Here is a 24,630-nt window from a genome sequence, read left to right on the forward strand (position 1 = left end):
GCTCCGGCCCGCGGCCGATCCTGCCGCGCCACGGCTGGGCCGGCAACGGGCTTGCGCGGGAGGGAGCGATCTGCACCGCAGCCCCGCGAGCTCTCGAGATCTCGCCCGAGGTGCGCAATCCGAATTCTCAGGGACTCCGAAGAAGAGGTGAGCGGCACCCCGCCGCCGAATCGAGGAGGAGCAATGCGTTCGTCACCGAACCGTCTGATCGCCGTCATCTTCGGCGCCGTCTATATCGTCGTCGGAGCACTCGGCTTCGCCGTCACCGGAGGAGTCTCCTTCCTGGCAACTCAGGGAGGGATGCTGCTCGGGATCTTCATGGTCAATCCGCTGCACAACGTCGCGCATCTGCTGATCGGCGCGGCTCTGCTGGTCGCGGGCCTCGTGTCCACGCCGGCGGCGAAGGGCACCAACACCGTCGTCGGAGCCGCCTATCTGCTGCTCGGCATCGTCGGGTTCTTCCTGGTGGGCACGGCGGCGAACATCCTCGCGCTGAACACGTTCGATCACTTCCTGCACCTCGCGAGCGCCCTGCTGCTGCTCGCGGTCGGGCTGGGCGTCGAGCGCAGCGCGCCGCGCGGGGCGACGGCCTGAGGTCGTCGTGCTGCGCACCTGGCCCGCTCTGCTCGCGTGGGGAGCGGGGCTGATCCACCTCGCCATCGGCGCCTCGATCGTCGCGCCGTCGGGTGGCGCGGCGTCGGCGCTGTGCGCGCCGATGCTGGTGGTCGGCGCGGCCGAGCTCGGCTGGGGAATCGCCGTGCTGCGGGCCGGGCGGATCATCGGCGGGCGAGGGGCGGCGGCGGGCGCGATCGCGGCGGTGCTGCTCGGCGCGGCGTCGCTCGGGGGCGGCGCGCCGGTCGGCGCCGTCGCGATCTCGTCTGCGCTCGCCGTCGTAGGGGGATCCATGGCGGCACGTGCAGCGCGAAGAGGGGAGCAGCCGGCGGCCTCGGGGGAGGAACCGCCCAGGGCGCCGCGTCTGCGGGCGGCGGGGATGGCCGTGGGGGTCGTCCTCGTCGCCGCGCTGGCGACGCCCGCCCTCGCGCTGACCGACGCGGCCGGGCGCGGAGCAGGACACGACCACGGCGGGGACCTGGTCGTCGTCGATCCGCACAGCGGGCATTGACCCGGAGGAGGGACGGATACGACGAAGCCCCCGCCACGGCGGGGGCTTCGTCGTATCCGGGGTCGGGTCAGAAGACGTTCGACTCCAGCCAGGCGAGCGGGTCGATCGCGCTGTCGTTGATGTGCACCTCGAAGTGCAGGCAGGAACCGACGGTCCAGCCGGTGTTGCCCACGCGGCCGAGGTACTGGCCGGCGGTGACGCATTCACCGGTCTGCACCGCGCGGGTGCCGTAGTCCATGTGCCCGTAGAGGGTCGAGACGGCATTGCTTCCGGAGAGCGCCGGGTGGGCGATCTCGACGGTGACGCCGTACCCCTGGTAGCTCTCCGACGACAGCGTGACACAGCCGTCGGCGGCCGCGTAGATCGGGGTGCCGATGGGGGCGGCGAAGTCCTGGCCCATGTGGCTGCGGCCGGTGCGCGGAGCGCCGAAGCCGTCGGTCAGCGTGTAGGAGCCCGCGGCCATGGGGTAGATGACCTGGCCGGGCTTGGCGATGGACGCGACCCCGGTGCGCGCGGCGGCTGCGGTGGCGGCCTGCATCGCGCTGAGCTCGGTCGGCGTCGTCGCGGTGAACGTGCCGTGCACCTGGACGTCGGGCAGTACGCCCTCCGCCGTGGTGAACGACTGCGCGCGGATGTCGGCGGAGGCGCTGCCCGCGGCCTTCGCGTCGCTCGCGCGGACCATGCCGAGCGCCGGGAGCGCGGTGCCGACGACGAGGGCGGAGATCGCCAGGGCGGCGCCGGTGCTGCGGCTGAGGTTCTTGACGCTCCGACGCGGGCGCTTGCCGGCCGGGACGACGTGTGCGGGCAGCTGCTCGGGGGCTGCCGAGCGCGCGGGCGGCGTGGGGGCCTGCGGCGGGGCGGGGATGCGCGCCTGCGGCGCGGTGGGGTCTGCGGCGCGGCGTGCGGAGAACGCGCTTCCGTCTGCGATGGGGGCGCTGGCGGCGACCTGGGCGGCGGCCTGCTCGCGCAGCTCACGGCGCGAGCGGGGCGCGGCGGAGCCGGCGGTCGCGGACGAGGATCCTGCGGAATGGGCAGAGGGGAGCTCGGTCTCGGGGGCTCGCGAACTGATGATGTGCTCCTCGGGCAGCGGAGGGGGGAGTGTGACGACTCCGCATTCGGGGGCACGGAGTGGTGTTACAACTCCGTAATAATACGGATGGTTCCTGAGAGTTCCATACATTGACCCCCGAACGCGCGTCTCGGCGTGGCGCGTCCGGGTGCGTTCAGTGCTCCCCGCCGCGGTTCGTGATGGTCTGCATGAGCGCCAGATACTCCTTCGGCGTCGCCTCCGGAAGGTAGGCGCTGCCGATCGCCATTCCGATCCTCGGCAGTTGCGCGGGGTCGGCGTAGGCCATGTAGATGGTCTCGTAACGCGGATTGAACTTGCTCTTGAAGCGGAACAGCGAGGTGAACCCGTAGGCGGGCTCCAGCATCTCGCCCAGCCAGCCGAGCAGACGCGACATGACCGTCGGATCCGGGGCCTCTTCGCCCGGCTTGGTCGCGAGCGGTGCTCCGGACAGGCTCATCACCTGAGCTCCCTGCTCCTTCATGTGCAGCGCGGCGGACGCGATGACGAACTCCATGATGCCCGGCATGGCTCCGTCGCTGCGGCGCATGAAGTCGATGGTCCAGCCGGTGATCCTCCCGTCGGTCCAACTCGGCAGCCAGCTCGTGGTCGCCTCGATCCCGCCGTCCTTGTTGATCGCGAGGAAGATCCCGACGTCCGAGTCCTTGAGCTCTTCCATGCCGCCGAGCGTGAAGCCCATCTCGGGGAGCTTCTTGTGCGCCACCCACTCCTCGCTGACCGCGGTGATCTCGCGCGAGTAGCGGGAGGGCAGGTCGTGCCAGGTGGACCAGAGGGTGGTCATCCCCTCGCGCTCGCCGCGGTTGAGCGGCTGGCGCACCTTCTGCCAGGCCTTGCCGGTGAGCTCGAAGCCGGGGAGGTCCAGGACCGTCTCCTCGCCGACGGACATGTACTGCCAGCCGAAGGACTGGAATATCGGCAGATAGCGCTCGTGGAAGCTGTAGAAGCAGGCGGACCAGCCCTGCGCCTCGCAGTATCCGATGAAGCCCTCGATGGTGTCCCGCTCCGCACCCTCGGGGCACACGGGATCCGACATCGTCAGTGCGACCTTGTTGATGACCCGGTAGGCGATCGCGCCCCGTCCGTCCGGAGTGAACCAGTGGGTGTTGCCCGTCCAGGTGCCCATGAACCCGAGCGTGCCTCCGCCGCCGTCCCGCAGGAGCGCACGGAATCGGGCCTCCTCGATCGCGAGACTGGAGACGTGCGTCGCCCGGAACAGGCGGATCGCGGCGAACACGAAGACGATCCAGAACGGCACGCCGATCCACTGGTAGACGACGAGCGCCGCGCCGTCGACGGGGATCCCCGCATCGGCGATGTCGGGAAGGAGCCCGGGGGAGACGAAGGGACGCACGAGATCGGCGAGGAGCTCGCCGATCGAGGGCTGTCCATCGAGATAGTTGTCGCCGTCGATGAGGCCGATCACGACGTAGATCCCCGCGCACACGACGAAGGCTCCGACCACGGTCGCCGTGAAGCGGCGCGCGGCCGCGCGCGGAGCCGTGACCTGGAACCGGCGTCGGGTGAGCAGCAGCAGCGCGATCACCCCGATCGGCACGAGGACGGCGAGGATCATGGCGATGCCGTCCTCGATGAGCAGATTGCCGCGGGCCTTATCGTCGAGAAGATCATTGATCCCCACGGCGGTGGCGGTCAGCACGGCGACTGCGGCGTTGACCACCAGCGCCATGATCCACGCCGCGCGGCGTCCGGTGCGCAGCCCCCACGCCGCCAGCAGCGTCAGCACCAGCGGCACCAGGCTGATCAGGAACGGGCCAGGGCCGGACTGCAGGATCGCGGCCGCCTGGCGCGTGCAGTCCGCGGTGAAGTCCTGGACGCAGGACTTGTCCATCGGCTGCGCCTCGACGGGGGAGAAGCCGGAGACGACGAGCCCGAGCGGGGCGTACCACGATCCCGAGACGAGCACGATGATGGGCCCCAGACCGGTCGCGCCGACGATGGCCGCGACGAGGGTGCGCACCTCGCGGTACGAGCTGCGATGCCAGGACGGGCGCACGGTCCCGCGCGCGAGCACCGCGCCGAGGATGAGGCCCAGCACGCCGGAGAGGAGCCGGAACACGCTGTCGCTGTCGGCGGCGTACAGCGCGAACATGAGGAGGAGCGTGAACCCGACGACGCGGATCCGGCGCTGCCACAGCGCCGGGGCGAAGGCGGACGCCGCCATGAGCAGGCCGACGGTCCCGATCGTCGGATCGGCGACGAGATCGAAGCTGGCCAGCACGCCCCACTGCGATCCCCAGGAGACCAGGAGCGCCTGCGATCCGACGCCGATCAGGATCCCGAGCACGCCGGTGACGAAGAACACCCACACGCTCCGGACGGAGCCGAGCGTGCGCTCGGCGTATGCGCCGGCCGTGAGGATCAGCGCGATCGCCAGGAGCCCGCCGACCACCGAATCGCCGAACAGCAGGGCGGTGAACGGGGTCCACCACAGTCCCTGATCGACGGTGGTGCCCTCCCCGGCGGCGAGCTCTGCGGGGAAGCGCCCGAGGAACGTGCCGGTGACGAAGCCCATCGCGATCACCAGCACGGCGAGCACCGCGGCGAACGGGGCGCCGCGCAGGTAGGCGAGCACGGCGCCGAGCCAGGGCGGAGTCGGACGCGGGGGCGAGGTGGGCGGGACGGCGGTGCCGGCCGAGACGTCGTCGGTCATGCGGTTGCCCTCTCTGGCGTGAGCGTGCGGCCCGGGGATGCGGCCGAAGCCGGGACCACTTCTCAGAGTGCCGAACGTCCGGGGCGTTGTACAGTCGCCGGGTCCAGGGCGGGGTCGGTCCTCAGGGCGTCGCGACGAGCCCGGTGCCCTCGCGACGTTCGAACACGAGCTGCGTCTCCGTGGCACGCACGACCGCGTGCACGGTGATGCGCTCGAGCACGATGTCCCGGAGCGCGGCGGCGTCGGCCACCGCGACGTGCACGAGGAAGTCGTCGGCGCCCGCGATGTGGAAGACCTGCAGCACCCCTTCCGTCGCGGCGAGGGCGTCGAACAGGGTCTCGACGCCCGCCTTGCTGTGCGCGCCCAGCCGCACCCGGATCACGGCCTGCACGGGCCGGCCCAGGGCCGCGGGATCCAGGAGGAGGCGCAGTCCGAGGATCACGCCGCGCGCCCGCAGGGAGCGCAGCCGGAACGCGCACGTGGAGGCGGGGATGCCGAGCCTCGACGCCAGCTCCTTGATCGGCGTGTCGGGGCGTTCGGACAGATCGGCGATGATGCGCAGGTCGAGCGCATCGACGGTCTGCTGTCCAGGGGTCAAGATCCGCTCCTTCCGAGCGCGCACCGTTGCTCTGACAGCAAGAATGTCAGACCAGACACGCGTCTGCAGCAATGGGGGTCGCAGTCTGATGCGCGGGGAGGGATGCTGAGGAGCATGATCGATGACGATTCCCTGAACGAGACCCCGCTGCACCCTGCGACCGTCGCGGTGCACGCGGGTCGTGCCGACCTGGCGGCTCTGGGCGTGCATGCGGCGCCGATCGATCTCTCCACCACGAACCCGCTCCCCGACATCCAGCACGGGGGCGACTCCTACGAGTCGATGGCGAACGGCGGGCACCCGCTGCCGGACGGAGGGAACGTGTACGCGCGGCTGTGGAACCCCACGGTCGCCCGGTTCGAGGAGGGCCTCGCCGAGCTCGAGCACGCCGAGTCGGCGGTCGCTTTCTCCAGCGGCATGGCGGCGATGACAGCGGCGATCCTCTCGCACACGACGGCGGCGGGCAAGCATCACATCATCGCCGTGCGCCCGCTCTACGGTGGCACGGACCATCTGCTCGACTCCGGGCTGCTCGGCGCGGAGACGAGCTTCTGCACGGAGGGCGAGGTGCACGCGCACCTGCGCCCCGACACCGGCCTGATCGTGGTGGAGACCCCGGGCAATCCGACCCTCGATCTGGTCGACATCGCGGCGGTCGTCGCTCAGGCGGGGGAGGTGCCGGTGCTCGTCGACAACACCTTCGCGACGCCGCTGCTGCAGAACCCTCTCGACCTGGGCGCGGCGATGTCGATGCACAGCGCCACCAAGTACCTCGGCGGGCACGGCGACGTGATCGCCGGGGTCATCGCCTGCTCGGAGCAGACCGCGCAGGCGCTGCGACGCGTCAGGGCGATCACCGGAGCGCTGCTGCATCCGCTCGGCGCCTACCTCCTGCACCGCGGGCTCGCGACGCTGCCGGTGCGGATGGAGCGCCAGCAGCGCTCCGCCGAACAGGTCGTCGCATGGCTTGCCGAGCACCCCGCCGTGGCGGAGGTGCGGTACCCCGGGATCGGGGATGAGCGCGGTCTCATCCCGCGCCAGATGCGCGGCGGGGGAGCGATGATCGCGGTGCGGCTGCGCGGAGGGTATGCGGCCGCCGAGGCCTTCACCGGTTCCGTGCGGCTGTTCACGCACGCGGTGTCGCTGGGCGGCGTGGACTCGCTCGTGCAGCACCCGGCGGCGCTGACCCACCGGCCTGTGGCCGCCGAGGCGCGCCCCGGCGCGGACATCGTGCGGCTGTCGATCGGGCTGGAGGATCCGGAGGACCTCATCGGAGATCTCGCCCGGGCTCTGGCCCGCGTCGCGGTCGTGGTCTCCTGACCGGATCCCGGGCGGGATCGGACCGCGGACGAGCGATGTCGGCGGCCTCGGGCAGACTTGTGCGGTGACCGGTATGCGAACGTTCTGGACCGCCCTGCCCACCGAGGGCCGCTGGCTGCTGTCGACCGTCGCGATCCAGACCCTCGGCCGCGGGCTGACCCTGCCCTTCACGATCATCTACCTGCACGAGGTGCGCGGTTTCGACCTGGGCGTCTCGGGCGCGCTGATGAGCATCATCGCCGTGACCGGGCTGATCGTGACGGGCCCCGGAGGCACCCTCATCGACCGCTACGGCGCACGACGGGTGCTTCTGGCCGGGCTCATGGCGATGATCGCGGGGTGCGCGCTGCTCGCCTTCGCGACGACACCGGCGGTCGCGGCGATCGCGCTCGTGCTGATCGGCGTGAACTTCGGCGTCTCCTGGCCCGGGTTCAACTCCGTGATCGCGGCGATCGTCGATGGAGACCTCCGCCAGCAGTACTTCGGCGTGAACTTCGCGCTCGTCAACCTCGGCATCGGCGTGGGCGGCATCGTCGGCGGCTTCTTCATCGACGTCCACCGCCCGGAGACCTTCACCGCGATCTTCCTCATCGACGCCGCGAGCTCCCTCATCCCCATGGCCCTGCTGCTCGGACCGCTGCGGCATGTGCGCACGCATGCGGATCCGGCCCAGCCGCACGAGGAGCCGGCGGAGGGGTACCGGCAGATCCTGCGACGACCGGCGGTGCTGTGGCTGACGCTGCTCACCTTCCTGGCGGTGTTCATCGGCTACGGGCAGATGGAGGGCGGCTTCCCGGCCTTCGCGCGACAGGTGTCCGGCGTCTCCACGCAGGTGATCGGGTTCTCCTTCGCCGTCAACACCGCCGTCATCGTGCTGCTGCAGTTCGCCGTGCTGAAGCTCATCCGTGGACACCGGCGCACCAGGGTCATGCAGATCATGACCCTGGTCTGGGGGCTCTCGTGGGTGCTGCTGGGGCTCACGGGGCTGCTGCCGAAGTCGCTCGCGGCGGCCATCGGGGTGCTGCTGTTCATGGGGGTGTTCGCGTTCGGCGAGACGATGCTGCAGCCCACGGTCCCCGCGATCTACAACGACCTCGCGTCCGATCGCAGCCGGGGGCGCTACAACGCGATCAACGCGGCCGCGTTCCAGGGCGGCGCCATCGCCGGGCCGATCGCGGCGGGTCTGCTCCTCGGCGAGGGCCGGCAGACCTGGTTCATCGTGACGATGGTGGTCGGCTCGGTGCTCATCTGCCTGCTGGCCTTCGCTCTCGAGCGCCGGGTGCCCGCATCGGCCAACGGGGTCGCGGTCGAGGAGGACGTCGCCGAGGCGGAGACGCGCTGAGCGCCCGCCCGAGGCCGTCATTGCGGCTCCGGCGCGCCCCCTCCAGGATGGGAGGAGCGCGTTTGTTCAGATCGGTGCCGATCCGGCGGTGAGCGCGATACAGCGGTGACACGGGCGAGGACGATGACGTTTGCGGTGAGACGGGCGCGGCAGCAGACCGCGCGGCTCCTGCTCGTCATGCTCTCCGCGCTCCTGGTCGTGCTCGGCGTCGGCGGGATGGAGGTGCTGTCGGCACGGCTCGTGGACGACGGGCTGCGGACGATGGCCGGTCGCGCCGAGCCCGGAACGCAGGTCGCGACCGTCACCGCGCTCCAGTCGGAGGACGCCGGCGCGCAGGACCGCGCCGTGCGCTCGGCGATCGCCGAGGCGTTCGGCGCGGCTCCGGTCGCCGTGGCCCGGCTGGCGGTGAGCGGCATCTCGCTCGGCAATCCGGATGCGATGCAGGCCATGAGCGGCTCCGACGCGATGGAGCGGGGTTCGCTCGTCGACGGTGCCTGGCCGTCGCGCGCGGGCGAGGCGGCGGTGCTCGCGGCCGCCGCCGAGCGGCGCGGCTGGCGCGTCGGGGATCGGATCGCACTCGGCGCCGACCCGGCGGGCGCGGCCGCGGAGGTCTCCGTCGTGGGGATCTGGACCGCGAACGACCCCGCCGACCCCGTGTGGGCAGGCGATCCCGCGGTGGCCTCGGGGGATTCCGGAGGGGCGGCCGGGCCCGTGCTCGTCACCGACGACACCCTGGGGCGGCTTTCCACCACGCCGTCGGTGACCTGGACCATCCGGCCCACGGTGCTCACCGCCGGCCGCCTCGACGCGTATCGCGCAGGGCTCGTCCGGCTGCAAGGACTCGCCGCATCCGTGGACCCGGACAACCGCTCCAACACCACGGTCTCCGGTGGTCTCGCTGCGCTGCTCGATCGCGCGACCCGGGCCGTCACCGTCACCCGCGGCACGATGACCGTGCCGACCGCGATCATCGTGCTGCTCGGTGCGATCGCGCTGATCGTGATCCTCGCCGCGCTCGCGTCCGGCCGACGGGACGAACTGCGGTTGCTGCGGGCGCGCGGCGCGGCGGTGCGGGACCTCGCCGGCGGCGCGGCCGTCGAGGCCGGGGGCGCGTCCGGCGTCGGCGTCGTCGCCGCGCTGCTCCTGCTGCTGCCGTGGGGTCCGTTCTCGTCGACGACCCTTGTGGTGGCCGTGTCGACCGTGCTCACCGCCGTCGTGGCCGCGGCGGTCGCCGCGGCGCGCGATTCGGCGACCGCCGCGGCGACCCGTGCGGACGCCGGCCGTGGAATGGCGGTCGCCCTGCTGCTGCCTGCGTTCCTCGCGGCGCTGGTGGCGGGGTTCGCCCTCTGGCAGCTCTTCGCTCAGGGCGGCGTGCTCGACGCCGGCGGCAGGGCGGACCCGGTGGCCTCGGCGTCCGGCGCCGCGGCGCTGCTCGCGCTCGCGCTGCTCGTGCCGGTGCTCGCGGTGCTGATCGCAACACTCGCGGAGCGGGTGGCGCGACGAGGGCGCGGGATCGTTCCCGTGCTTCCGTTGCGCCAGATCGCCCGCCGGGCCGGGGCGACGGCCGTGGCGATCCTCTGCGCCGCGCTGGCCGCGGGCTCCGTCACGCTCGCCGTCGGCGCCGGCCCGCTCGCTGCGCAGGCCGATCGCGCCGCAGTGCGCGCGGGACTCGGGCTGGATGTGAGGGCGACAGCCGGGGTGCAGAGCGCACCGCCGCTCAGCGCGGGCGAGGCCGCGCGGCTGCCGTCGGTCGCGCGCGCCACCGAGGTGCTCGGCAGGGACGCCGAGGTCGGCGCGGACACGGTCGCGTTCGTGGCGGCGGACTCGACCGCCCTGACGTTGCCCGCCGGTGTTCCGGCCGCCCTCCACCGCGACACCGGAGCACTACCGATCGCGGTCACGCAGACGCTCGCGGACCGACTGGGAGCACGGGCGGGAACGCGCTTCACGGCGACGCTGCGCCCGGAGGGCGTTCCCGTCGACATGGACGTCGTCGCCGTCGTCGCCGCTCTCCCCGGTATCGGATCCGGCTTCGGCATCCTCGCCGAGCGTGCCTCTGCGCTCCGGGCGGCGGACGGGATCACCGCGAACGGGCTGTGGATCGCCGCCTCGGATCCGGCTGCGGTCGCCGAAGCCATCCGGGCGCGAGCGACGGACCCCGTCACGATCCTGACGGCGCGGTCGGTGAGCGTCGCCCCCGTCACCGACGCATCCGTGCTCGTGCTCGTCGTCGGCGCACTCGGCGCCGCGCTGCTCGGGGCGCTCGGCTTCGCCGTCGCGGTCGCCGTCGATCGCAGCCGGCGCACGGAGGAGCGCGTCGCGTTGCGGGCGCTCGGACTGACTGCGGCGAGACAGCGCACCGCGCGCGTCGGCGAGGTGCTCGGCATCGCCCTCGCCGGGGTGCTCGGCGGCGTCGCCGCGGGACTGCTCGTGACCGCGGCGGTGCTGCCGGTGATGTGGGGGATCGGCGCATGACCCGTCACCCCCGCTCTGCGACAGTGGTCCTGCGCACGGTCCTCACCGCGCCGCTGCTGTCGGCGTTCCTGGTGCTCGCGGTCGCCGCGCTGAGCCTCGTCGCCGCACTCGTGCCTCCGCTCATCGATCGGGCGCGCACGGCGACCGTGCAGCACCAGATCGAGGAGACCCCCGCGGTCGGGCGCACGCTCACCGCGACGCAGTCCGGCATCCCCGGCGTGAGCGCGGAAGACGGACCGAGGTCGGATGTCTGGCCTGGCCTGCTGGCGGCGGCCGAGGAGACCCGCGAGCGGCAGCCGTCCCCGCTGCGGGACGTGCTGGCAGAGCCGCGGGTGGTCGGCCTGTGGGGCGGATCCGCGCTCTCGACCGACCGCACGGTGCCCCTGCATTTCGTGCAGCTCGCGATGGATCCGGGGATCGAGGAGCGCAGCACCCTCGTGAGCGGCAGGTATCCCCGGGTCACGGATCCGGCCCAGGGGATCGAGGTCGTGCTTACCGCCGACTCCGCGCGCCGCCTGGACTGGAGGGTCGGGGAGGTCCGCCATCGGCAGGACCTGGGGGTCACGCTGGTCGGGCTCGTCGAGCCCCGGCCGAGGACCGATCTCGATTGGGACATCCTCGTGGGCGCCCGTACGCCGGCGATCCGGTACAGCCCGGCGGGCGACATCATCCTGCAGACCTTCGCATTCCTCGCGCCCGAGGAGGCAGGAGTGCTGGGCCGCCGGGCCATCGAGACGACGACCTTCTCCTGGATCCCGGTGCGGACGGGGTCGATCGACGCCGGGGATGCCGCGACGGTGAGCAGCCAGCTGCGGCTGTTCCTGGCGAATCCGATGCATCTCGTGGCCGGCGGCGACTTCTTCGACCGCGGGCTGTCGTTCCGCACGCCGGTCCCGGATGCGATCGACGCAGGACGGGCACGGGGCGACGCGCTCGTGGCCGCGGTCGCGGTCGCGTCCGTCGGGCCGCTGGCGGTGGCGGCCGTGATGCTGACGCTGGCGGGGGGCCAGGTCGCGCTGCGCCGTTCCCGCGCCGCGGCGCTCGCCCGCGCGCGCGGAGCGTCGCGGCTCATGCTGATCCTCGTGCTCGGCGGCGAGGCGCTGGTGCTCGGCGCACTCGGCGCCGTGCTCGGCGGCACGATCGGGGCGGTCCTCGCGGGCCGGACTCCCGATCCGCCCGCGGTGCTCGTCATGACCGCGCTCGCGCTGATCCCGGCGGGAACCGTGCCGCTCGCCGTTGTGCGCAGGCTGTCCCGCGCCGAGACCCGGGACGGCGATACGGCGCGACGCCCGTGGCGGCGGGTGCTGCCGGAGGTCGCGGTGATCGCGCTCGCGATCGTCGTCGCCGCGATCCTGCTCGGGCGCGGCCCCTCGCTCCGCGTGGATCCGGTGCTGCTCGCAGTCCCCGTGCTGGTGTGCGGCGCGGGCACCGTGCTCGCGCGGCGACTGCTCCCGCTGCTGCTGGACAGGCTGCACCGGTCCGCGGCACGGCGCACGGGCCTGATCGCGCTGCTCGGCCCGGCACGCGCGCTCCGCGACGCGGCGCTGCGGACGGCGCCGGCCCTCGCCGCCGTGATCGGGGTCGCGGTGGCGGTGTTCTCGGTGTCCTTCTCGGCGACCGTGTCGGACGGCATCGCGCGCACCGCTCGTGACATGACCGGAGCCGACGTCGCCGTGTCGATGCCGGTCATCGAGGACGAGCAGGTCGACGCCGTGCGGACGCTGCCCGGGGTCGCCGCGATCGCGACGCTGGACGCCGACGAGATCGGACAGGGCTCCTCCGCCAAGGCTCAGGACCGGGTGCGGGTCTACGCGGTCGATCGCGACGCGTTCGTCCGCGTGCAGCAGGGAGCCGACGGGGCTCTCCCGCTGCCCGCGTCGTTGAAGACGACGGCCGGCGACGCGGTTCCCGTCGTGGCGTCCGAGGCGCTGCTCGCGCAGTTCGGTGACGCGCTCTCGGTGAACGGACACGAGGTGCGGGTGATCGGGCGCACCGCGCAGCCCACGCCGTTCGGCGCTGCAGAGAAGTGGGTGATCGTCGATCGTGCGAACCTCGACCGGATCGGGGTCTCCGCACCGCTCGTCTCGAGGCTCTTCGTCGCGGTGGGCTCGGGGCGGGATCCTTCGTCCGTCGCCCGGGCGGTCGGCGCGCGGCTCGGCACCACGGCGACCGTGACGACCACGCAGGACATCGTCGCCCAGGCCGCGGCAGACCCGGCGACATCGGCGCTGCGCATCGCGCTGGTGGCGGCGTCCGTCCTCGTGGCGGTGCTGCTGACGCTCGCCATCATGCAGACGCTGCTGCTGGGCTCCGCCGCCCGTGCGCGACTGCTCGCGCTGCTGCGCGCGGTGGGCTATCCGCGCCGCCGAGAACTGCCGCTCGTGGCGTGGGAGGTCGGCCCCGCGCTCCTGGTCGCCGTGCCGATCGGCGTGGGGTGCGGGCTGGCGATGTCCTGGCTGGTGCTGGGTTCCCTGGATCTGCGCGGTTTCACGGGCGGATCGATCGCGCCCGCGCTGAGCATGCCTCTCGGGTGGCTCACGGTGGCCGTGATCGGCTTCGTGCTGGTCACGGGGACCGCCGTGCTGCTCGCGGCGGCGGCCGCGACGAGGGTGCACAGCGCCGACGCGATCCGGGTCGCCGACGATGAGAGCTAAACCGGGGTGCGGGCTGTAGGGGAAGAGGAGACGATGACAGGAGAGGAAGGGACGGGATGAGCGCCGACATCGACATCGCCTGCGAGGGACTCGTGCGCATCTTCACCGCGAAGGGGATCGAGGTGCAGGCGCTGCAGGGGCTCGATCTGCGGGTGCAGGCGGGCGAGATGGTTGCGCTGGTCGGCGCCTCGGGCTCGGGGAAATCGACGCTGCTGGGCATCCTGGCGGGGCTGGACGCGCCGACGGCGGGAAGTGCGCGCGTCGCCGGCCACGACCTCGCCACGATGCGCGCGGCCGAGCGGCTGCGCTACCGACGCCGCAGCGTCGGCTTCGTCTGGCAGCAGTCCGGGCGCAATCTGCTGCCGTATCTCACCGCGCGGGAGAACATCGCCCTGGCGCACGGCGTCGCGCAGGTGATCCCTGCGGGGTCGCGAGCCGCCCGTGCGCGGGAGCTGCTCGAGCTTCTCGACGTCGCGGACGTCGCGGAGCAGCGCCCCGGGCAGCTGAGCGGAGGGCAGAAGCAGCGCGTCGCGATCGCGGTCGCGCTCGCGAACGAGCCCCGCGTGCTGCTGGCCGACGAGCCCACCGGCGAGCTGGACGAGCGGACCACGGCAGATGTGCTGGACGCGATGAAGGCCGTCAACACCGAGCACGGTGTGACGACGCTCATCGTCACGCACGACCCGATGGTGTCGGAGCACGTGGATCGCACGGTCCGGATCCGCGACGGCCGCACGTCGACCGAGACCCTGCGCAGCACACGGACGGATGACGAGGGCCGGGAGGTACGGGTCGCGCAGGAGTTCGCGGTGCTGGACCGGGCGGGGCGCATGCAGCTGCCGGGGGAGTTCGTGACCGCGCTCGAGCTGCGCGACCGGGTGCGTCTCACCCTCGAGACGGATCATGTGCGGGTCGCGTCCGGTGCGTCGACCCCCGAGGCATCCGATCCGCCGGAGGACGCGGAGGGCGCGGAGGGGACGGAGCGAACATGACCGAAGTGCTGCGCGCCGACGCGCTGACCCGGGTGTTCGCGGCGCCCGGAGGCGACGTCACGGCGGTCCGCGACGTCGATCTCGCCCTGTCCGCCGGCGAGCTCGTGGTGGTGACCGGGAGGTCGGGATCCGGAAAGACCACGCTGCTCACGATGCTGGGCGGGCTCGATCGCCCGACCTCGGGGCGCGTCCTGTTGGACGGCCGGGATCTCGCCGACGGCGATACGGGCCACGTGCTCGGAGAGCGGATCGCGTCGATCTTCCAGACCTCGGGTCTGCTTCCCGTGCTCTCGGCGGCGGAGAACGTCGAGGTGCCGCTGCGCATCCGTCGCACGCCGGTCGCGGAGCGCGAGCAGCGCGTGGCGCGGGCTCTGACGGCCGTGGGGCTGGCAGAGCACGCTCGCCAGCGTCCGTCCGAGCTCTCCGGCGGCCAGCAGCAGCGGGTCGGCATCGCCCGTGCACTGGTGATGGATCCGGCCGTGCTGATCGCCGACGAGCCGACGGCGCAGCTCGACAGCGAGACGGGTGCCCAGATCATGGATCTCATCGCCGGTCTCGTGCACGAGCGCGGCACGGCGGCGATCGTCGCCACGCACGACCCCGCGATGCTCACGCGCGCAGACCGGGTCCTGGATCTCCACGACGGCGCGCTGCGAGAGCTGGGTGCTCGTGCGCTCGCCGCCAGAACGGGGCGGCACTGAGGCTCATCGGCGCGTCCGGCATGGCCGGGAATCCTGTGCAGAATACTTGTGCATAGATTCTGTGCATGCAATCATGAGGCCATGGAGAACCCGGAACACCCCGTCGGAATGCGGCTCGACGAGCGCGCCGTGCGCGTCCTCGCGCATCCGCTGCGCTCGAGGATCCTCGGCTGGCTGCGCATGCACGGCCCGGCGACGGCGACCGAGCTCGCCGCCGCACTGAGCACCAACACCGGAGCGACGAGCTATCACCTCCGCGCCCTCGAAGACGTCGGCCTCGTGACGGACACCGGCGCGGGAGCGGGGAAGAGGCGGGTCTGGCGGGCCAGCACCGACTTCCACTCCTGGAGCAACTCCGATTTCTCCGACGACGAGGACGCGCAGACCGCGCTCGGCTGGCTGCGACGAGACTACGTGCGGCAGTACGCGCTGCGCACCGAGCAGTGGCTCGACGCCGAGGCGGCCTGGCCCGCCGAGTGGGTCGACCAGCTCGGGTTCGGCGACACGCTGCTCACGGTGACCGCGGACCAGCTCGCCGCGTTCCAGGCAGAACTCGATGCGCTGACCGAGAAGTACCGCCGCATCGGCGAAGGGGATCCCTCGGCGCGACGGGTGCAGCTCGTCGTGCAGAGCACCCCCGTCGACCTTGACCCGCCGGCGCAGCCATGAACGCGGAGGACTCTCCGTCGGAGGCGGGAGCGGCGCGGTCGATCGCGGCGGCCGAGCGCCGTCTGCTGCTGCTCACCGCGCTGCGTTGGCTGCCCGTCGGCGTCACGCTCGGGCTCACGGTCCTGCTGCCCCTGGAGCGGGGGATGTCGATCGCCGCGATCGGCTCGATCCTGGCGATCCAGGGGTTCGTCGCACTCGCCTTGGAGCTCCCGACCGGCGCGCTCTCCGACACCCTCGGACGTCGGCCCGTGCTGGCCGCATCGGGAGTGCTCGCGATCGCGGCCAGCATCCTGTTCCTGCTCGCCGACTCGTACGCGCTGTTCGCGGTATCGCTGCTGCTGCAGGGCGTGTTCCGCGTGCTCGACTCGGGTTCGCTCGAGGCCTGGTTCGTCGATGTCGTGCACGAGCACGACCCGGCGGCGGAGGTCGCGCATCCTCTCGCGCGCGCCGGCACCGCCCTCGGGGTGGCGATCGCGGCGGGCGCACTGCTCGGCGGTCTCCTCGTGGCCTGGCATCCGATGGGGGCGGTGTCCGCGTTGATCCTGCCCATGCTCGTGGCCATCGGGCTGTACATCCTCTACACGGTGCTCGTCGTGATCCTGGTGCACGACGTCACGGAGCGCACCGACGCGCCGGTCCGGCCGCTCGCCGTCATGGCCGACGCCGCACGGCAGACGCCGCGGACGGTCGTCGAAGGGGTGCGTCGGGCGGTGCGGTCCCGCGTCCTCGCCGGGCTCGTCCTGGTCGAGGTGTTCTGGTCGGTGGCGATGATCGGTTTCGAGACGCTGACGCCGCTGCAGCTGGAGGGGTTCCTCGGCGGGGAGGACGCCGCGGCAGCGGTCTTCGGGCCCGCCTCCGCCGCCGCCTGGGGCCTGTTCGCCGTCGGCTCGCTCCTGGCGAGCCGGGTGAGCGGCGTGATCGGTGTGGCGTGGACGGCGATCCTCAGCCGGATCCTGAACGGCGCCTTCGTCGTGCTCATGGGACTCGCCTCCGGCGTGGTCGGGCTGCTCATCGGGTACGGCCTCACCTATCTCGCGCACGGCTCCGCCGGGCCCATGCACGCGGCGCTGCTGCACCGCGAGGCGGACCGGTCGACGCGCGCGACCATCCTGTCGCTCAACTCGATGGTCTCCGGCGGTGCCTACAGCATCGGGCTGCTGGTGCTCACCGCGGTCGCGGGTGCCACGTCGGCGGGGTGGGCGACCGTCGTCGCGGGGGCGTTCAGCGTCCTCGGCGCCCTGTGCTACCTGCCCGCGCTCCGCCAGGAGCGGGCCCCCGGTCGGCGGGGCCGGTCGGGCGTCGTGGATCCGGCCTGATTCCTCCAGCGCGGGCAGATGGCGCGCTGTTAAGGTGAGCGCATGAGCGAAATCAGCCGGGACGGGGAAGTGGCGCTGGTGACGGGGACGTCGTCCGGCATGGGGATGTACGCCGCCGTGGAGCTCGCGAAAGCCGGCGCTCGGGTGATCGCGACGATGCGCGACACCGGCCGATCCGATCGGCTCCGGACCGCGGCCGACGCTGCGGGGGTGGCCCTGGAGGTCCGCGCACTCGACGTCACCGATCACGCCGCCGCGGCACGGCTCGTCGAGGAGCTCACGGCCGAGTTCGGCGGTGTCGACGTGCTCGTCAACAATGCGGGGCAGGGCGGGGTCGGCACCGCCGAGCAGCTGTCCATGGACCAGATCCGCGCGCAGGCGGAGGTCAACTACTTCGCGCCGGTGCACCTCGCCAAGCTCGTGCTCCCCGGCATGCGCGAGCGCGGGCGCGGCACGATCCTCACCGTGACCAGCGTCGGCGGCGCCGTCGGCCAGCCCTTCGCCGACGCGTACTGCGGGGCGAAGTTCGCCGTCGAGGGGTTCATGCAGTCGCTGGCCGCCGTCGCCGAGCGGTTCGGCGTGCACGTGCGGGTCATCGAGCCGGCCGCGGTCGCGAGCGATTTCGTGCAGAACGCGGTCCGGCCCACGGACGCCGGCGCATACGGGGAACTGCTGCAGGCGTACGCCTCCCGCACCGCGGGGGCGTTCGCGAACGCGCAGTCGGCCGCCGACGCCGGGGCGGCGATCGCCGCGGCCGCGCTCTCCGAGGAGGTGCGGTTCCGCTGGCAGAGCTCCGAGGCGGCGACGGCGTTCGTGGGAGTCTCGCTCGCCGACCACGACGGATCCCGGGTCCGCGCATTCACGGCGCCCTGGATCGCGACCGACCGGCCGGCGTGACGGGGATGACGGACCCGGCCGGATCCGGCACCGGGAGCGTCGCCGTCGGCCGCGCCCCTCTGACCGCAGCGGAGGTCGCCGAGCGTCACGCACGCGGTGAGGCGAACGTCATCGCAGCGCGGACGAGTCGCAGCTTCGGCGAGATCTTCCGTGCGAACGCCTTCACCCGGGTGAACGGCATCTACCTCGTGATGCTCCTGCTGATCCTCGGCACCGGATACTTCATCGACGGCCTCTTCGGGCTGCTGATCATCGTGAACAGCGTCGTCGGCATGGTGCAGGAGGTGCGCGCCAAGCGCACGCTGGATCGGCTGGCGCTGCTGAGCAAGGCGCCGGCCCGCGTCGAGCGGGCCACGGGAGTCGCCGAGGTCGACGTGGAGCAGGTGGTCCTCGACGACGTCGTGCTGGTCGCCGCGGGGGACCAGATCCCCGTGGACGGCGTCGTCCTGGACGCCACCGGTTTCGAGGTCGACGAGTCGCTGCTCACCGGGGAGTCGGAGCCCGTGCTCGCCGGCGTCGGCTACGAGCTCAAGTCCGGCAGCTTCGTGGCCGCCGGATCGGCGGCCTTCCGTGCGACCGCCGTCGGCGAGCACGCCTACGCCGCGCGTCTCGCCAAGGAGGCCTCCGAGTTCCGGAAGCCGAGTTCGCAGCTGCGCGCCGGGATCGACCAGATCCTCAAGTACGTCACCTGGGCGCTCATCCCCGTCGGCGTGCTCACGATCGTGAACCAGATCTGGGGTCATGCGGAGGACTGGCGCAACGCCGTGCGCGGCCTCGTGGCCGCCCTCGTGCCCATGGTTCCCGAGGGGCTGGTGCTCATGACGAGCGTGGCGATGGCCGTCGGCGTGATCCGGCTGGGGCGGCGCAACTGCCTGGTGCAGGACCTGCCGGCGATCGAGCAGCTCGCCCGCGTCGACGTGGTGTGCACGGACAAGACCGGCACCCTCACCGAGGACGGCATGCGGGTGGGGTCGGTGGAGCCGCTGGGAGTCGCAGACGACCGGATCGAGGCGGCGCTGGCCGCGATCGGCCGGGCCGAGGGCAAGCCCAACGCGAGCATGGCCGCGATCCTGGAGCATGTCGCCACGGCGCCGGCGCTCGCGGTGCAGACCTCGGTTGCGTTCTCCTCGGCCCGAAAATGGGCGGCGGTGCAGTGCACCGGCACCGGTGCGGGATGTGTGGAGACCTGGGTGCTCGGCGCACCCGACGTCCTGCTCCCGCCCGGGCATCCCGTGCGCATGCGCTCCGATGCGCTCGCGTCGGATGGGCTGCGCGTCCTCGCGCTCGCCCGCAGCGATGCGGCGCTGCCCGATCCCGCCGCGGCGGGCGACGGTCTGCCCGACGGCCTCGTCGCCACCGCTCTCGTGGTGCTGGATCAGCGGCTGCGCGTCGAGGCGCCCGGGGCCATCGCCTACTTCGCCGAGCAGGACGTCGACATCAAGGTGATCTCCGGTGACAACGCGGCCGCCGTCGGCGCGATCGCGGCGGAGGCCGGAGTCCCGAACGGTCGCGATGCCGTCGACGCTCGAACCCTGGATCCCGAGTCCGCGCGGTTCGATGCGGAGGTGCAGACCCGCACCGCGTTCGGCCGCGTCACCCCGACGCAGAAGCGCGCGATGGTGCATGCGCTGCAGGCCGACGGGCGCGTCGTCGCGATGACCGGCGACGGCGTCAACGACGTGCTCGCGCTCAAGGATGCCGACGTGGGCGTGGCGATGGGCTCCGGCTCGCCCGCGGCGCGGGCCGTGTCGCGCATCGTGCTGCTGGACAACTCGTTCGCCACCCTGCCGCACGTCGTCGCCGAGGGGCGCCGCGTGATCGGCAACATCGAACGCGTCGCGACGCTGTTCCTCACCAAGACGCTGTACTCGATCCTGCTGGCGCTGCTCGTCGCCGTCACGGCGGTGCCGTTCCCCTTCCTTCCGCGGCATGTGACCCTCATCGCCTGGTTCACCATCGGCATCCCCGCCTTCTTCCTCGCGCTCGCGCCCAACACGGCCCGGGCACAGGACGGGTTCGTGCGCCGGGTGCTGGACGCGGCCGTCCCGGGCGGCATCGGCGCCGCGCTCGCGTCCTACGGGGCGTACCTCACCGCGCGCGCGGTGCTCGGCACCGGGCACGACCTGCGCGTGCTCACCTCGTCCACGGCGTTCCTCGCGCTGATCATCGTCGCGTTCTTCGTGCTGATCACCGTGGCGCGACCGTTCCGGCCGTGGAAGATCGGACTGGTCGGAGCCATGATCGGGGGGATGCTCGTGGTCATCCTCACCCCGTTCGGATCCCGCCTGTTCGACGTCGATCTGCACGACCCCCGTGCCGTCCTGATCGGGTGCGCGTTCGGCGCGGCCGGCATCGGCGTGCGCTACGCCGCGCGAGCGGTGCTCCGCGCCGTGTACGCCGCGGTCACCCGGGGCCGCCAGCGCCGCGAGGCCGCGGCGGGCTGAGCCGGGCGACGGCGGCGTCTGTGGCGTGGAGTCCGGATCCGCCGCTCATCGCGCCCTGGCCAGCGCGATCCGCCGGGCGGTGCCGATCCGGCGGATCTGCACGCGCTCGGCGAGCGCCGCGCCGATGGATCCGGCTCGGCTCGCGAGTTCCTGGGACCGGCGCTCGACGAGGGCGTGGAACAGCGCGGCGACGGCGAGGCTGAGGGGCACGCCCAGCAGACAGGCCAGCCACCACTGCCCGGCGCCGAGCAGGTAGCAGAGCGTGGCCAGGATCGGCGCGTGCACGAGATAGAGGCTGAACGACACCCGGCCCAGCCACTGCATCGGCCGGACGCTCAGCGCGCGCTGGGCGCGCGGCCAGATCACGGCGAGGATCACGAGCAGCGCCGCTCCGGCGCCGGCGAGCGCCCAGAGCACATCGGCGGCGATCGTGCCCGCGGTGAGCGGGCGTGCGAGCCAACTGGCGATGAGCATCGCGCAGGCGGCGACGGCGATCCAGGGGAGGGCACGGGTCGCCCGCGGGTTGTGCGCGAGCTCCCGCAGCTGGGGGAGGCGCACCGCGATGAGGGTGCCGAGCAGGAACACCGGCAGGTAGGCGAGCGCGGAGTTGCCGGTGGTGCGCCCCACGAACATCAGCACGACGGTCAGCACGGCGACGGGGAGGACGAAGCGCCGGACCCGCAGCGCGACCCAGACGTAGAGCGGCAGCAGCAGCGAGAAGAAGAGCTCCCAGCGCAGCGACCAGAGCACATTGTCGATCGGGTAGTCGGAGCGCAGCAGCGTCATCTGGGAGAGCACGTCTCCGGCCGAGACGCTGGTGGCCTGTGCATCCTGCATCCAGGAGTCCTCCGGCATCGTCGTGGCGTCTCGGGGAACCAGCTGGACGAGCAGCGTCGCGGCGCCGAGGGCGGCGATCACCGGCAGGTACAGGCGGAACAGGCGCGCCGGGAAGTAGCGCGCCCAGGAGAAGCCGGAGCGCAGGGCGGGCAGTGCGACGACGAGGCCGGAGAGCACGAAGAAGACCATGACCGCCTCGGATCCGGCGAGCAGGAGCTTCAGCGGAGACTGCGTGAGCATCGCCCAGCCGGCCGGGTCGAGCCACGGCTGCGCGATCAAGGAGGCGTGATGGAGGAGGACGATCCCCGCCGCGAGGCCGCGGAGGCCGTCGAGAGAACTGATCCTGTTACCGTTCTGTGACATCCCGTTTCACGGTAGGCACGGAGTCTGGACGTCTCCTGGATCGCGCCTGGGGGCTTGCGAAAAGGCGAGTCGTGTGGTTCAGTCGCCCGCGACCACGATGACCTCGCCACCGGTGAGCGTCACCAGCTCGTCGAAGCTCAGCGGCATCACGGTGTGGGGCGTGCCGCCGGCGGTCCAGACGACGTCGTAGTCGCGCAGCGCCTCGTCGATGACCGTGCGCACGCGGGCCGGATGTCCGACCGGCGCCACGCCGCCGATGGCCTGTCCGGTCACCTCGCGCACCGTGGCGGCGGGCGCCATCGCGACGGCGCCGGCCCCGACCGCGGCGGTCAGCAGGTCGACGTCGACGCGGTGCCGTCCGCTCGTCATCACGAGCAGCGGCTCTCCGTCGGCGAGGAAGAGCAGACTGGATCCGATCGCTCCCACCTCGCAGCCCAGGGCCGCGGCGGCCTGTGCGGCGGTGCGGGCCGAATCCGGCAGCTCGCGCACCTGCGACGCCAGTCCCGCGGCGTGCACGTGCTGCTGCACGATCCGGCTGCGTTCGGGGAGGGGCGCGCTCGTCTGCTGCTCGGTCATGCGACCATGCTCGCACAGCGCCCGACAGGGGTGCGGAACATGGAACGATGGATCCATGACCTCCGCGAACCTCACCCGGACCGAGACCGCCGCGCGCTCTGCGGGGATCACCCTGCTCCGTACCCGGCTCGAGCTCGACGTGACCGGTGCCGCAGACCCGGGGGTCACCGGATTCCCGACGGCGAGCACGCTGGAGTTCGACGCGACGGCGGACGAGACGTGGGTCGACTTCCTCGGCGAGGACGTGAGCGAGGTCCTGCTCAACGACGCGCCCCAGGAGGTCGAGTGGGACGGTGCGCGCATCCGGCTCGCGGGCCTCGCGGCGCACAACGTCGTGGTGATCCGTGCGACGGGCGCCTACAGCCGCTCCGGGGAGGGACTGCACCGCTTCGTCGACCCGGTGGACGGGAACACGTACCTCTACACGCACGACGAGCCCGCCGATGCGCGCCGGTTCATGGCGTGCTTCGAGCAGCCGGATATGAAGGCGCCGCTGACAGTCTCCGTGACCGCGCTCGCGGGGTGGGAGGTGCTGGCCAATCAGTCCGCCGCGTCGGTGCAGGTCGAGGGCGACGTGCAGACCGTCGAGTTCGCGCCGACGCGGCCGCTCTCCAGCTATCTCGTCTGCGTGGCGGCCGGACCCTATGTGCGGGTGACCTCCGAGTGGCGCCGCGACGACCTGGTGGTGCCGCTCTCCGTGCTGAGCCGCGCCTCAATGGCGGAGCACCTCGCCGCCGTGGAGATCCTGGAGATCACGAGGCAGGGGCTGGACTTCTTCGCGGAGGCGTTCGCGTTCCCCTATCCCTGGGGCAAGTACGACCAGATCTTCGTGCCGGAGTACAACATCGGCGCCATGGAGAACCCCGGGCTGGTGACCTTCACGGAGTCCTATCTCTACCGGGGTGCCGCGACGCGCGCGCAGCGCCAGGCTCGCGCGAACACGATCCTGCACGAGATGGCCCACATGTGGTTCGGCGACCTCGTGACGATGCGCTGGTGGGACGACCTGTGGCTCAAGGAGTCGTTCGCCGACTACATGGGAGCCCATGCCTCCGTCGCCGCGACCGAGTTCACCGATGCCTGGGTCGCCTTCGCGAACCGCCGCAAGGCCTGGGCGTACACGCAGGACCAGCTGCCCAGCACCCACCCGATCGTCGCCGACATCGCCGATCTCGAGGCCGCGAAGCTGAACTTCGACGGCATCACCTACGCCAAGGGCGCCGCGGTGCTCAAGCAGCTCGTCGCGTTCGTCGGGGAGGAGGCCTTCTTCGACGGCGCCCGGCGCTACTTCGCCCGGCACGCCTACGGCAACACCACGCTGGAGGACCTGCTCGTCGAACTGGAGCGCGCGTCGGGGCGCGACATGCGCGCGTGGGCGCAGGCGTGGCTGCAGACGACCGGGATGAGCACGCTGAGCATGGAGCGGGGCGACGGCGAGGGCGCCGTCCTGGTCCAGACCGACCCCCGCCCGCACCGGCTCCAGATCGGGCTCTACGGCCTCGAGGACGGCCGGCTCGTGCTGCGGCGGCACGTCCCCGTCGACATCGCCGACGAGCGCACCGCCGTCGTGCTCCCGGATGCCGACCTCGTCCTCCTCAACGACGGCGACCTCACCTACGCCAAGGCCCGCCTCGACGACCGGTCGCTCGACGCCGCCGAGCGCGGGCTGTCCTCGCTCGGAGATCCGCTGGCCCGCGGCCTGGTCTGGTCGGCGCTGTGGAACGCCACCAGGGACGGCGAGCTCGGCGTGGCCCGCTACCTCGCCATCGTCGAGGCCCATGCGCCGGCTGAGACCGACAGCGCACTTCTCGGCGGCGCGGTGCTGAACGCGGCGACGGCGATCGGCCACTATCTGCCCGATGCCGAGCGCGCCGGCGCCCGCCGGGCCTGGCTCGACGCGACGTGGCAGGCGCTCGGGAAGGCGGAGGCCGGCAGCGACGCCCAGCTCATCTGGGCGCGGGCCTTCGCCGCCGCCGCATCCTTCGACGACTCCCGCCGGCTCGACGTCTCCTCGCTGCTCATCGGAGCCGGTCCGCGCGGTCTCCCGATGGATGCGGACCTGCGCTGGGAGCTCCTGACCGCGCTCGTCGCCACCGGGCACGCCGGGGCCGAGGAGATCACCGAGGAGCACTTGCGCGACCACACCGCGAGCGGACGCACCGCCGCGCTCGCCGCCGCCGCCTCCACCCCGAACGCGCTCGTGCGGGCGGCCGACTGGCGAGCGGCCTGGAGCGACCTCACGCTCACGAACGACCATCTCGATGCGACGATCCGCGGGTTCGGCGCCGGAGGGCGCCGCGACCTCGTGGAGACGTTCGACGAGGAGTACTTCACCCGCATCGAGTCCGCATGGGCCGAGCGCTCGATCGAGATCGCGCGCCGCCTCGTGATCGGCCTGTATCCGGACACCGAGACGACCGAACTGGTCGACGCCTGGCTCGAGTCGCATCCGCAGGCTCCGGCCGCGCTGCGGCGGATCGTGCTCGAACAGCGCGATCACCAGCAGCGCGCCATCCGCGTGCGGGAGCTGCAGGGAGCACGCGTGGGCTGACCGCCACGGGCGGC

The 24,630-nt window shown here is 72.4% G+C and carries 18 protein-coding genes; 13 read left to right on the top strand and 5 right to left on the bottom strand.

The window, feature by feature from the left end; genetic code table 11:
• Positions 1–183 precede the first annotated feature (183 nt).
• Together J8G10_RS18180 and J8G10_RS18185 are read left to right on the top strand one after the other, a co-directional pair.
• The gene (locus J8G10_RS18180; RefSeq protein WP_251448388.1) at positions 184–594 is read left to right on the top strand and encodes a DUF4383 domain-containing protein; all 411 of its coding nucleotides are present in this window, start codon (positions 184–186) and stop codon (positions 592–594) included.
• A gap of 7 nt (positions 595–601) precedes the next feature.
• Positions 602–1,123, top strand: a complete 522-nt coding sequence (locus J8G10_RS18185; RefSeq protein WP_251448391.1) for a hypothetical protein — start codon at positions 602–604, stop codon at positions 1,121–1,123.
• Positions 1,124–1,190: 67 nt separating this feature from the next.
• On the opposite strand, the gene J8G10_RS18190 is transcribed toward J8G10_RS18185, so the two are convergent.
• The 3 genes from J8G10_RS18190 to J8G10_RS18200 form a co-directional block, all read right to left on the bottom strand.
• Positions 1,191–2,303 (bottom strand): M23 family metallopeptidase, encoded by a 1,113-nt coding sequence (locus J8G10_RS18190; protein WP_251448394.1) that lies wholly within the window; start codon positions 2,301–2,303, stop codon positions 1,191–1,193.
• Between the two features lie 43 nt (positions 2,304–2,346).
• Positions 2,347–4,881: a bifunctional lysylphosphatidylglycerol flippase/synthetase MprF gene (locus tag J8G10_RS18195; protein ID WP_251448398.1), complete on the bottom strand. Its 2,535-nt coding sequence runs from the start codon at positions 4,879–4,881 to the stop codon at positions 2,347–2,349.
• Positions 4,882–5,002: 121 nt separating this feature from the next.
• Positions 5,003–5,479, bottom strand: a complete 477-nt coding sequence (locus tag J8G10_RS18200) for an Lrp/AsnC family transcriptional regulator (RefSeq protein WP_251448401.1) — start codon at positions 5,477–5,479, stop codon at positions 5,003–5,005.
• A gap of 114 nt (positions 5,480–5,593) precedes the next feature.
• Here J8G10_RS18200 and J8G10_RS18205 point away from each other — a divergent pair, with 114 nt between their 5' ends.
• From J8G10_RS18205 to J8G10_RS18250, 10 genes are all read left to right on the top strand, one after another.
• Positions 5,594–6,799: a PLP-dependent aspartate aminotransferase family protein gene (locus J8G10_RS18205; RefSeq protein WP_251448404.1), complete on the top strand. Its 1,206-nt coding sequence runs from the start codon at positions 5,594–5,596 to the stop codon at positions 6,797–6,799.
• Between the two features lie 73 nt (positions 6,800–6,872).
• Positions 6,873–8,141, top strand: a complete 1,269-nt coding sequence (locus J8G10_RS18210) for an MFS transporter (RefSeq protein WP_251448478.1) — start codon at positions 6,873–6,875, stop codon at positions 8,139–8,141.
• A 123-nt stretch (positions 8,142–8,264) separates the two neighbouring features.
• Complete coding sequence (locus tag J8G10_RS18215) at positions 8,265–10,616, top strand: hypothetical protein (protein ID WP_251448407.1); 2,352 nt, start codon at positions 8,265–8,267, stop codon at positions 10,614–10,616.
• Positions 10,613–13,270, top strand: a complete 2,658-nt coding sequence (locus J8G10_RS18220) for an FtsX-like permease family protein (protein ID WP_251448410.1) — start codon at positions 10,613–10,615, stop codon at positions 13,268–13,270. Before J8G10_RS18215 ends, J8G10_RS18220 begins: the two co-directional genes overlap by 4 nt.
• A 56-nt stretch (positions 13,271–13,326) precedes the next feature.
• A complete protein-coding gene (locus J8G10_RS18225) occupies positions 13,327–14,262 on the top strand; it encodes an ABC transporter ATP-binding protein (protein ID WP_251448413.1) in 936 nt (311 codons plus the stop codon).
• On the top strand, positions 14,259–14,963 hold the full coding sequence (locus J8G10_RS18230) for an ABC transporter ATP-binding protein (protein ID WP_251448416.1): 705 nt from the start codon (positions 14,259–14,261) through the stop codon (positions 14,961–14,963). Before J8G10_RS18225 ends, J8G10_RS18230 begins: the two co-directional genes overlap by 4 nt.
• 81 nt (positions 14,964–15,044) lie before the next feature.
• Entirely contained in the window at positions 15,045–15,632 is a 588-nt protein-coding gene (locus J8G10_RS18235) for a helix-turn-helix domain-containing protein (RefSeq protein WP_251448419.1), read from the top strand.
• Positions 15,629–16,948 carry an MFS transporter gene (locus tag J8G10_RS18240; protein WP_251448422.1) on the top strand — a complete coding sequence of 440 codons (1,320 nt, stop codon included), beginning with the start codon at positions 15,629–15,631 and terminating at the stop codon, positions 16,946–16,948. The genes J8G10_RS18235 and J8G10_RS18240 overlap by 4 nt, the downstream gene beginning before the upstream one ends.
• 42 nt (positions 16,949–16,990) lie before the next feature.
• Positions 16,991–17,845, top strand: a complete 855-nt coding sequence (locus tag J8G10_RS18245) for an SDR family NAD(P)-dependent oxidoreductase (protein ID WP_251448426.1) — start codon at positions 16,991–16,993, stop codon at positions 17,843–17,845.
• A 5-nt stretch (positions 17,846–17,850) separates the two neighbouring features.
• Entirely contained in the window at positions 17,851–20,289 is a 2,439-nt protein-coding gene (locus J8G10_RS18250; RefSeq protein WP_251448429.1) for an HAD-IC family P-type ATPase, read from the top strand.
• Between the two features lie 45 nt (positions 20,290–20,334).
• Here the strand turns inward: J8G10_RS18250 and J8G10_RS18255 are convergent, their stop codons facing one another.
• Both J8G10_RS18255 and J8G10_RS18260 read right to left on the bottom strand, forming a co-directional pair.
• Entirely contained in the window at positions 20,335–21,489 is a 1,155-nt protein-coding gene (locus tag J8G10_RS18255) for an acyltransferase (protein WP_251448431.1), read from the bottom strand.
• A gap of 78 nt (positions 21,490–21,567) precedes the next feature.
• Complete coding sequence (locus J8G10_RS18260; RefSeq protein ID WP_251448433.1) at positions 21,568–22,065, bottom strand: YbaK/EbsC family protein; 498 nt, start codon at positions 22,063–22,065, stop codon at positions 21,568–21,570.
• A 55-nt stretch (positions 22,066–22,120) separates the two neighbouring features.
• Between J8G10_RS18260 and pepN the strand changes: the two genes are divergently transcribed.
• Positions 22,121–24,616, top strand: a complete 2,496-nt coding sequence (gene pepN / locus J8G10_RS18265; RefSeq protein WP_251448435.1) for an aminopeptidase N — start codon at positions 22,121–22,123, stop codon at positions 24,614–24,616.
• Positions 24,617–24,630 lie beyond the last annotated feature (14 nt).

The sequence above is a fragment of the Microbacterium sp. USTB-Y genome, assembly GCF_023703415.1.
Lineage (GTDB): Bacteria > Actinomycetota > Actinomycetes > Actinomycetales > Microbacteriaceae > Microbacterium.

Bases quoted from the DNA above. Each gene is read 5' to 3' on its own strand.
- J8G10_RS18225 (WP_251448413.1), top strand. From the start codon at position 13,327: ATGAGCGCCGACATCGACATCGCCTGCGAGGGACTCGTGCGCATCTTC.
- J8G10_RS18180 (WP_251448388.1), top strand. From the start codon at position 184: ATGCGTTCGTCACCGAACCGTCTGATCGCCGTCATCTTCGGCGCCGTC.
- J8G10_RS18250 (WP_251448429.1), top strand. From the start codon at position 17,851: ATGACGGACCCGGCCGGATCCGGCACCGGGAGCGTCGCCGTCGGCCGC.
- J8G10_RS18220 (WP_251448410.1), top strand. From the start codon at position 10,613: ATGACCCGTCACCCCCGCTCTGCGACAGTGGTCCTGCGCACGGTCCTC.
- J8G10_RS18260 (WP_251448433.1), bottom strand. From the start codon at position 22,065: ATGACCGAGCAGCAGACGAGCGCGCCCCTCCCCGAACGCAGCCGGATC.
- J8G10_RS18195 (WP_251448398.1), bottom strand. From the start codon at position 4,881: ATGACCGACGACGTCTCGGCCGGCACCGCCGTCCCGCCCACCTCGCCC.
- J8G10_RS18230 (WP_251448416.1), top strand. From the start codon at position 14,259: ATGACCGAAGTGCTGCGCGCCGACGCGCTGACCCGGGTGTTCGCGGCG.
- J8G10_RS18205 (WP_251448404.1), top strand. From the start codon at position 5,594: ATGATCGATGACGATTCCCTGAACGAGACCCCGCTGCACCCTGCGACC.
- J8G10_RS18245 (WP_251448426.1), top strand. From the start codon at position 16,991: ATGAGCGAAATCAGCCGGGACGGGGAAGTGGCGCTGGTGACGGGGACG.
- J8G10_RS18255 (WP_251448431.1), bottom strand. From the start codon at position 21,489: ATGTCACAGAACGGTAACAGGATCAGTTCTCTCGACGGCCTCCGCGGC.
- J8G10_RS18235 (WP_251448419.1), top strand. From the start codon at position 15,045: ATGGAGAACCCGGAACACCCCGTCGGAATGCGGCTCGACGAGCGCGCC.
- J8G10_RS18190 (WP_251448394.1), bottom strand. From the start codon at position 2,303: ATGTATGGAACTCTCAGGAACCATCCGTATTATTACGGAGTTGTAACA.
- J8G10_RS18240 (WP_251448422.1), top strand. From the start codon at position 15,629: ATGAACGCGGAGGACTCTCCGTCGGAGGCGGGAGCGGCGCGGTCGATC.
- pepN (WP_251448435.1), top strand. From the start codon at position 22,121: ATGACCTCCGCGAACCTCACCCGGACCGAGACCGCCGCGCGCTCTGCG.
- J8G10_RS18210 (WP_251448478.1), top strand. From the start codon at position 6,873: ATGCGAACGTTCTGGACCGCCCTGCCCACCGAGGGCCGCTGGCTGCTG.
- J8G10_RS18215 (WP_251448407.1), top strand. From the start codon at position 8,265: ATGACGTTTGCGGTGAGACGGGCGCGGCAGCAGACCGCGCGGCTCCTG.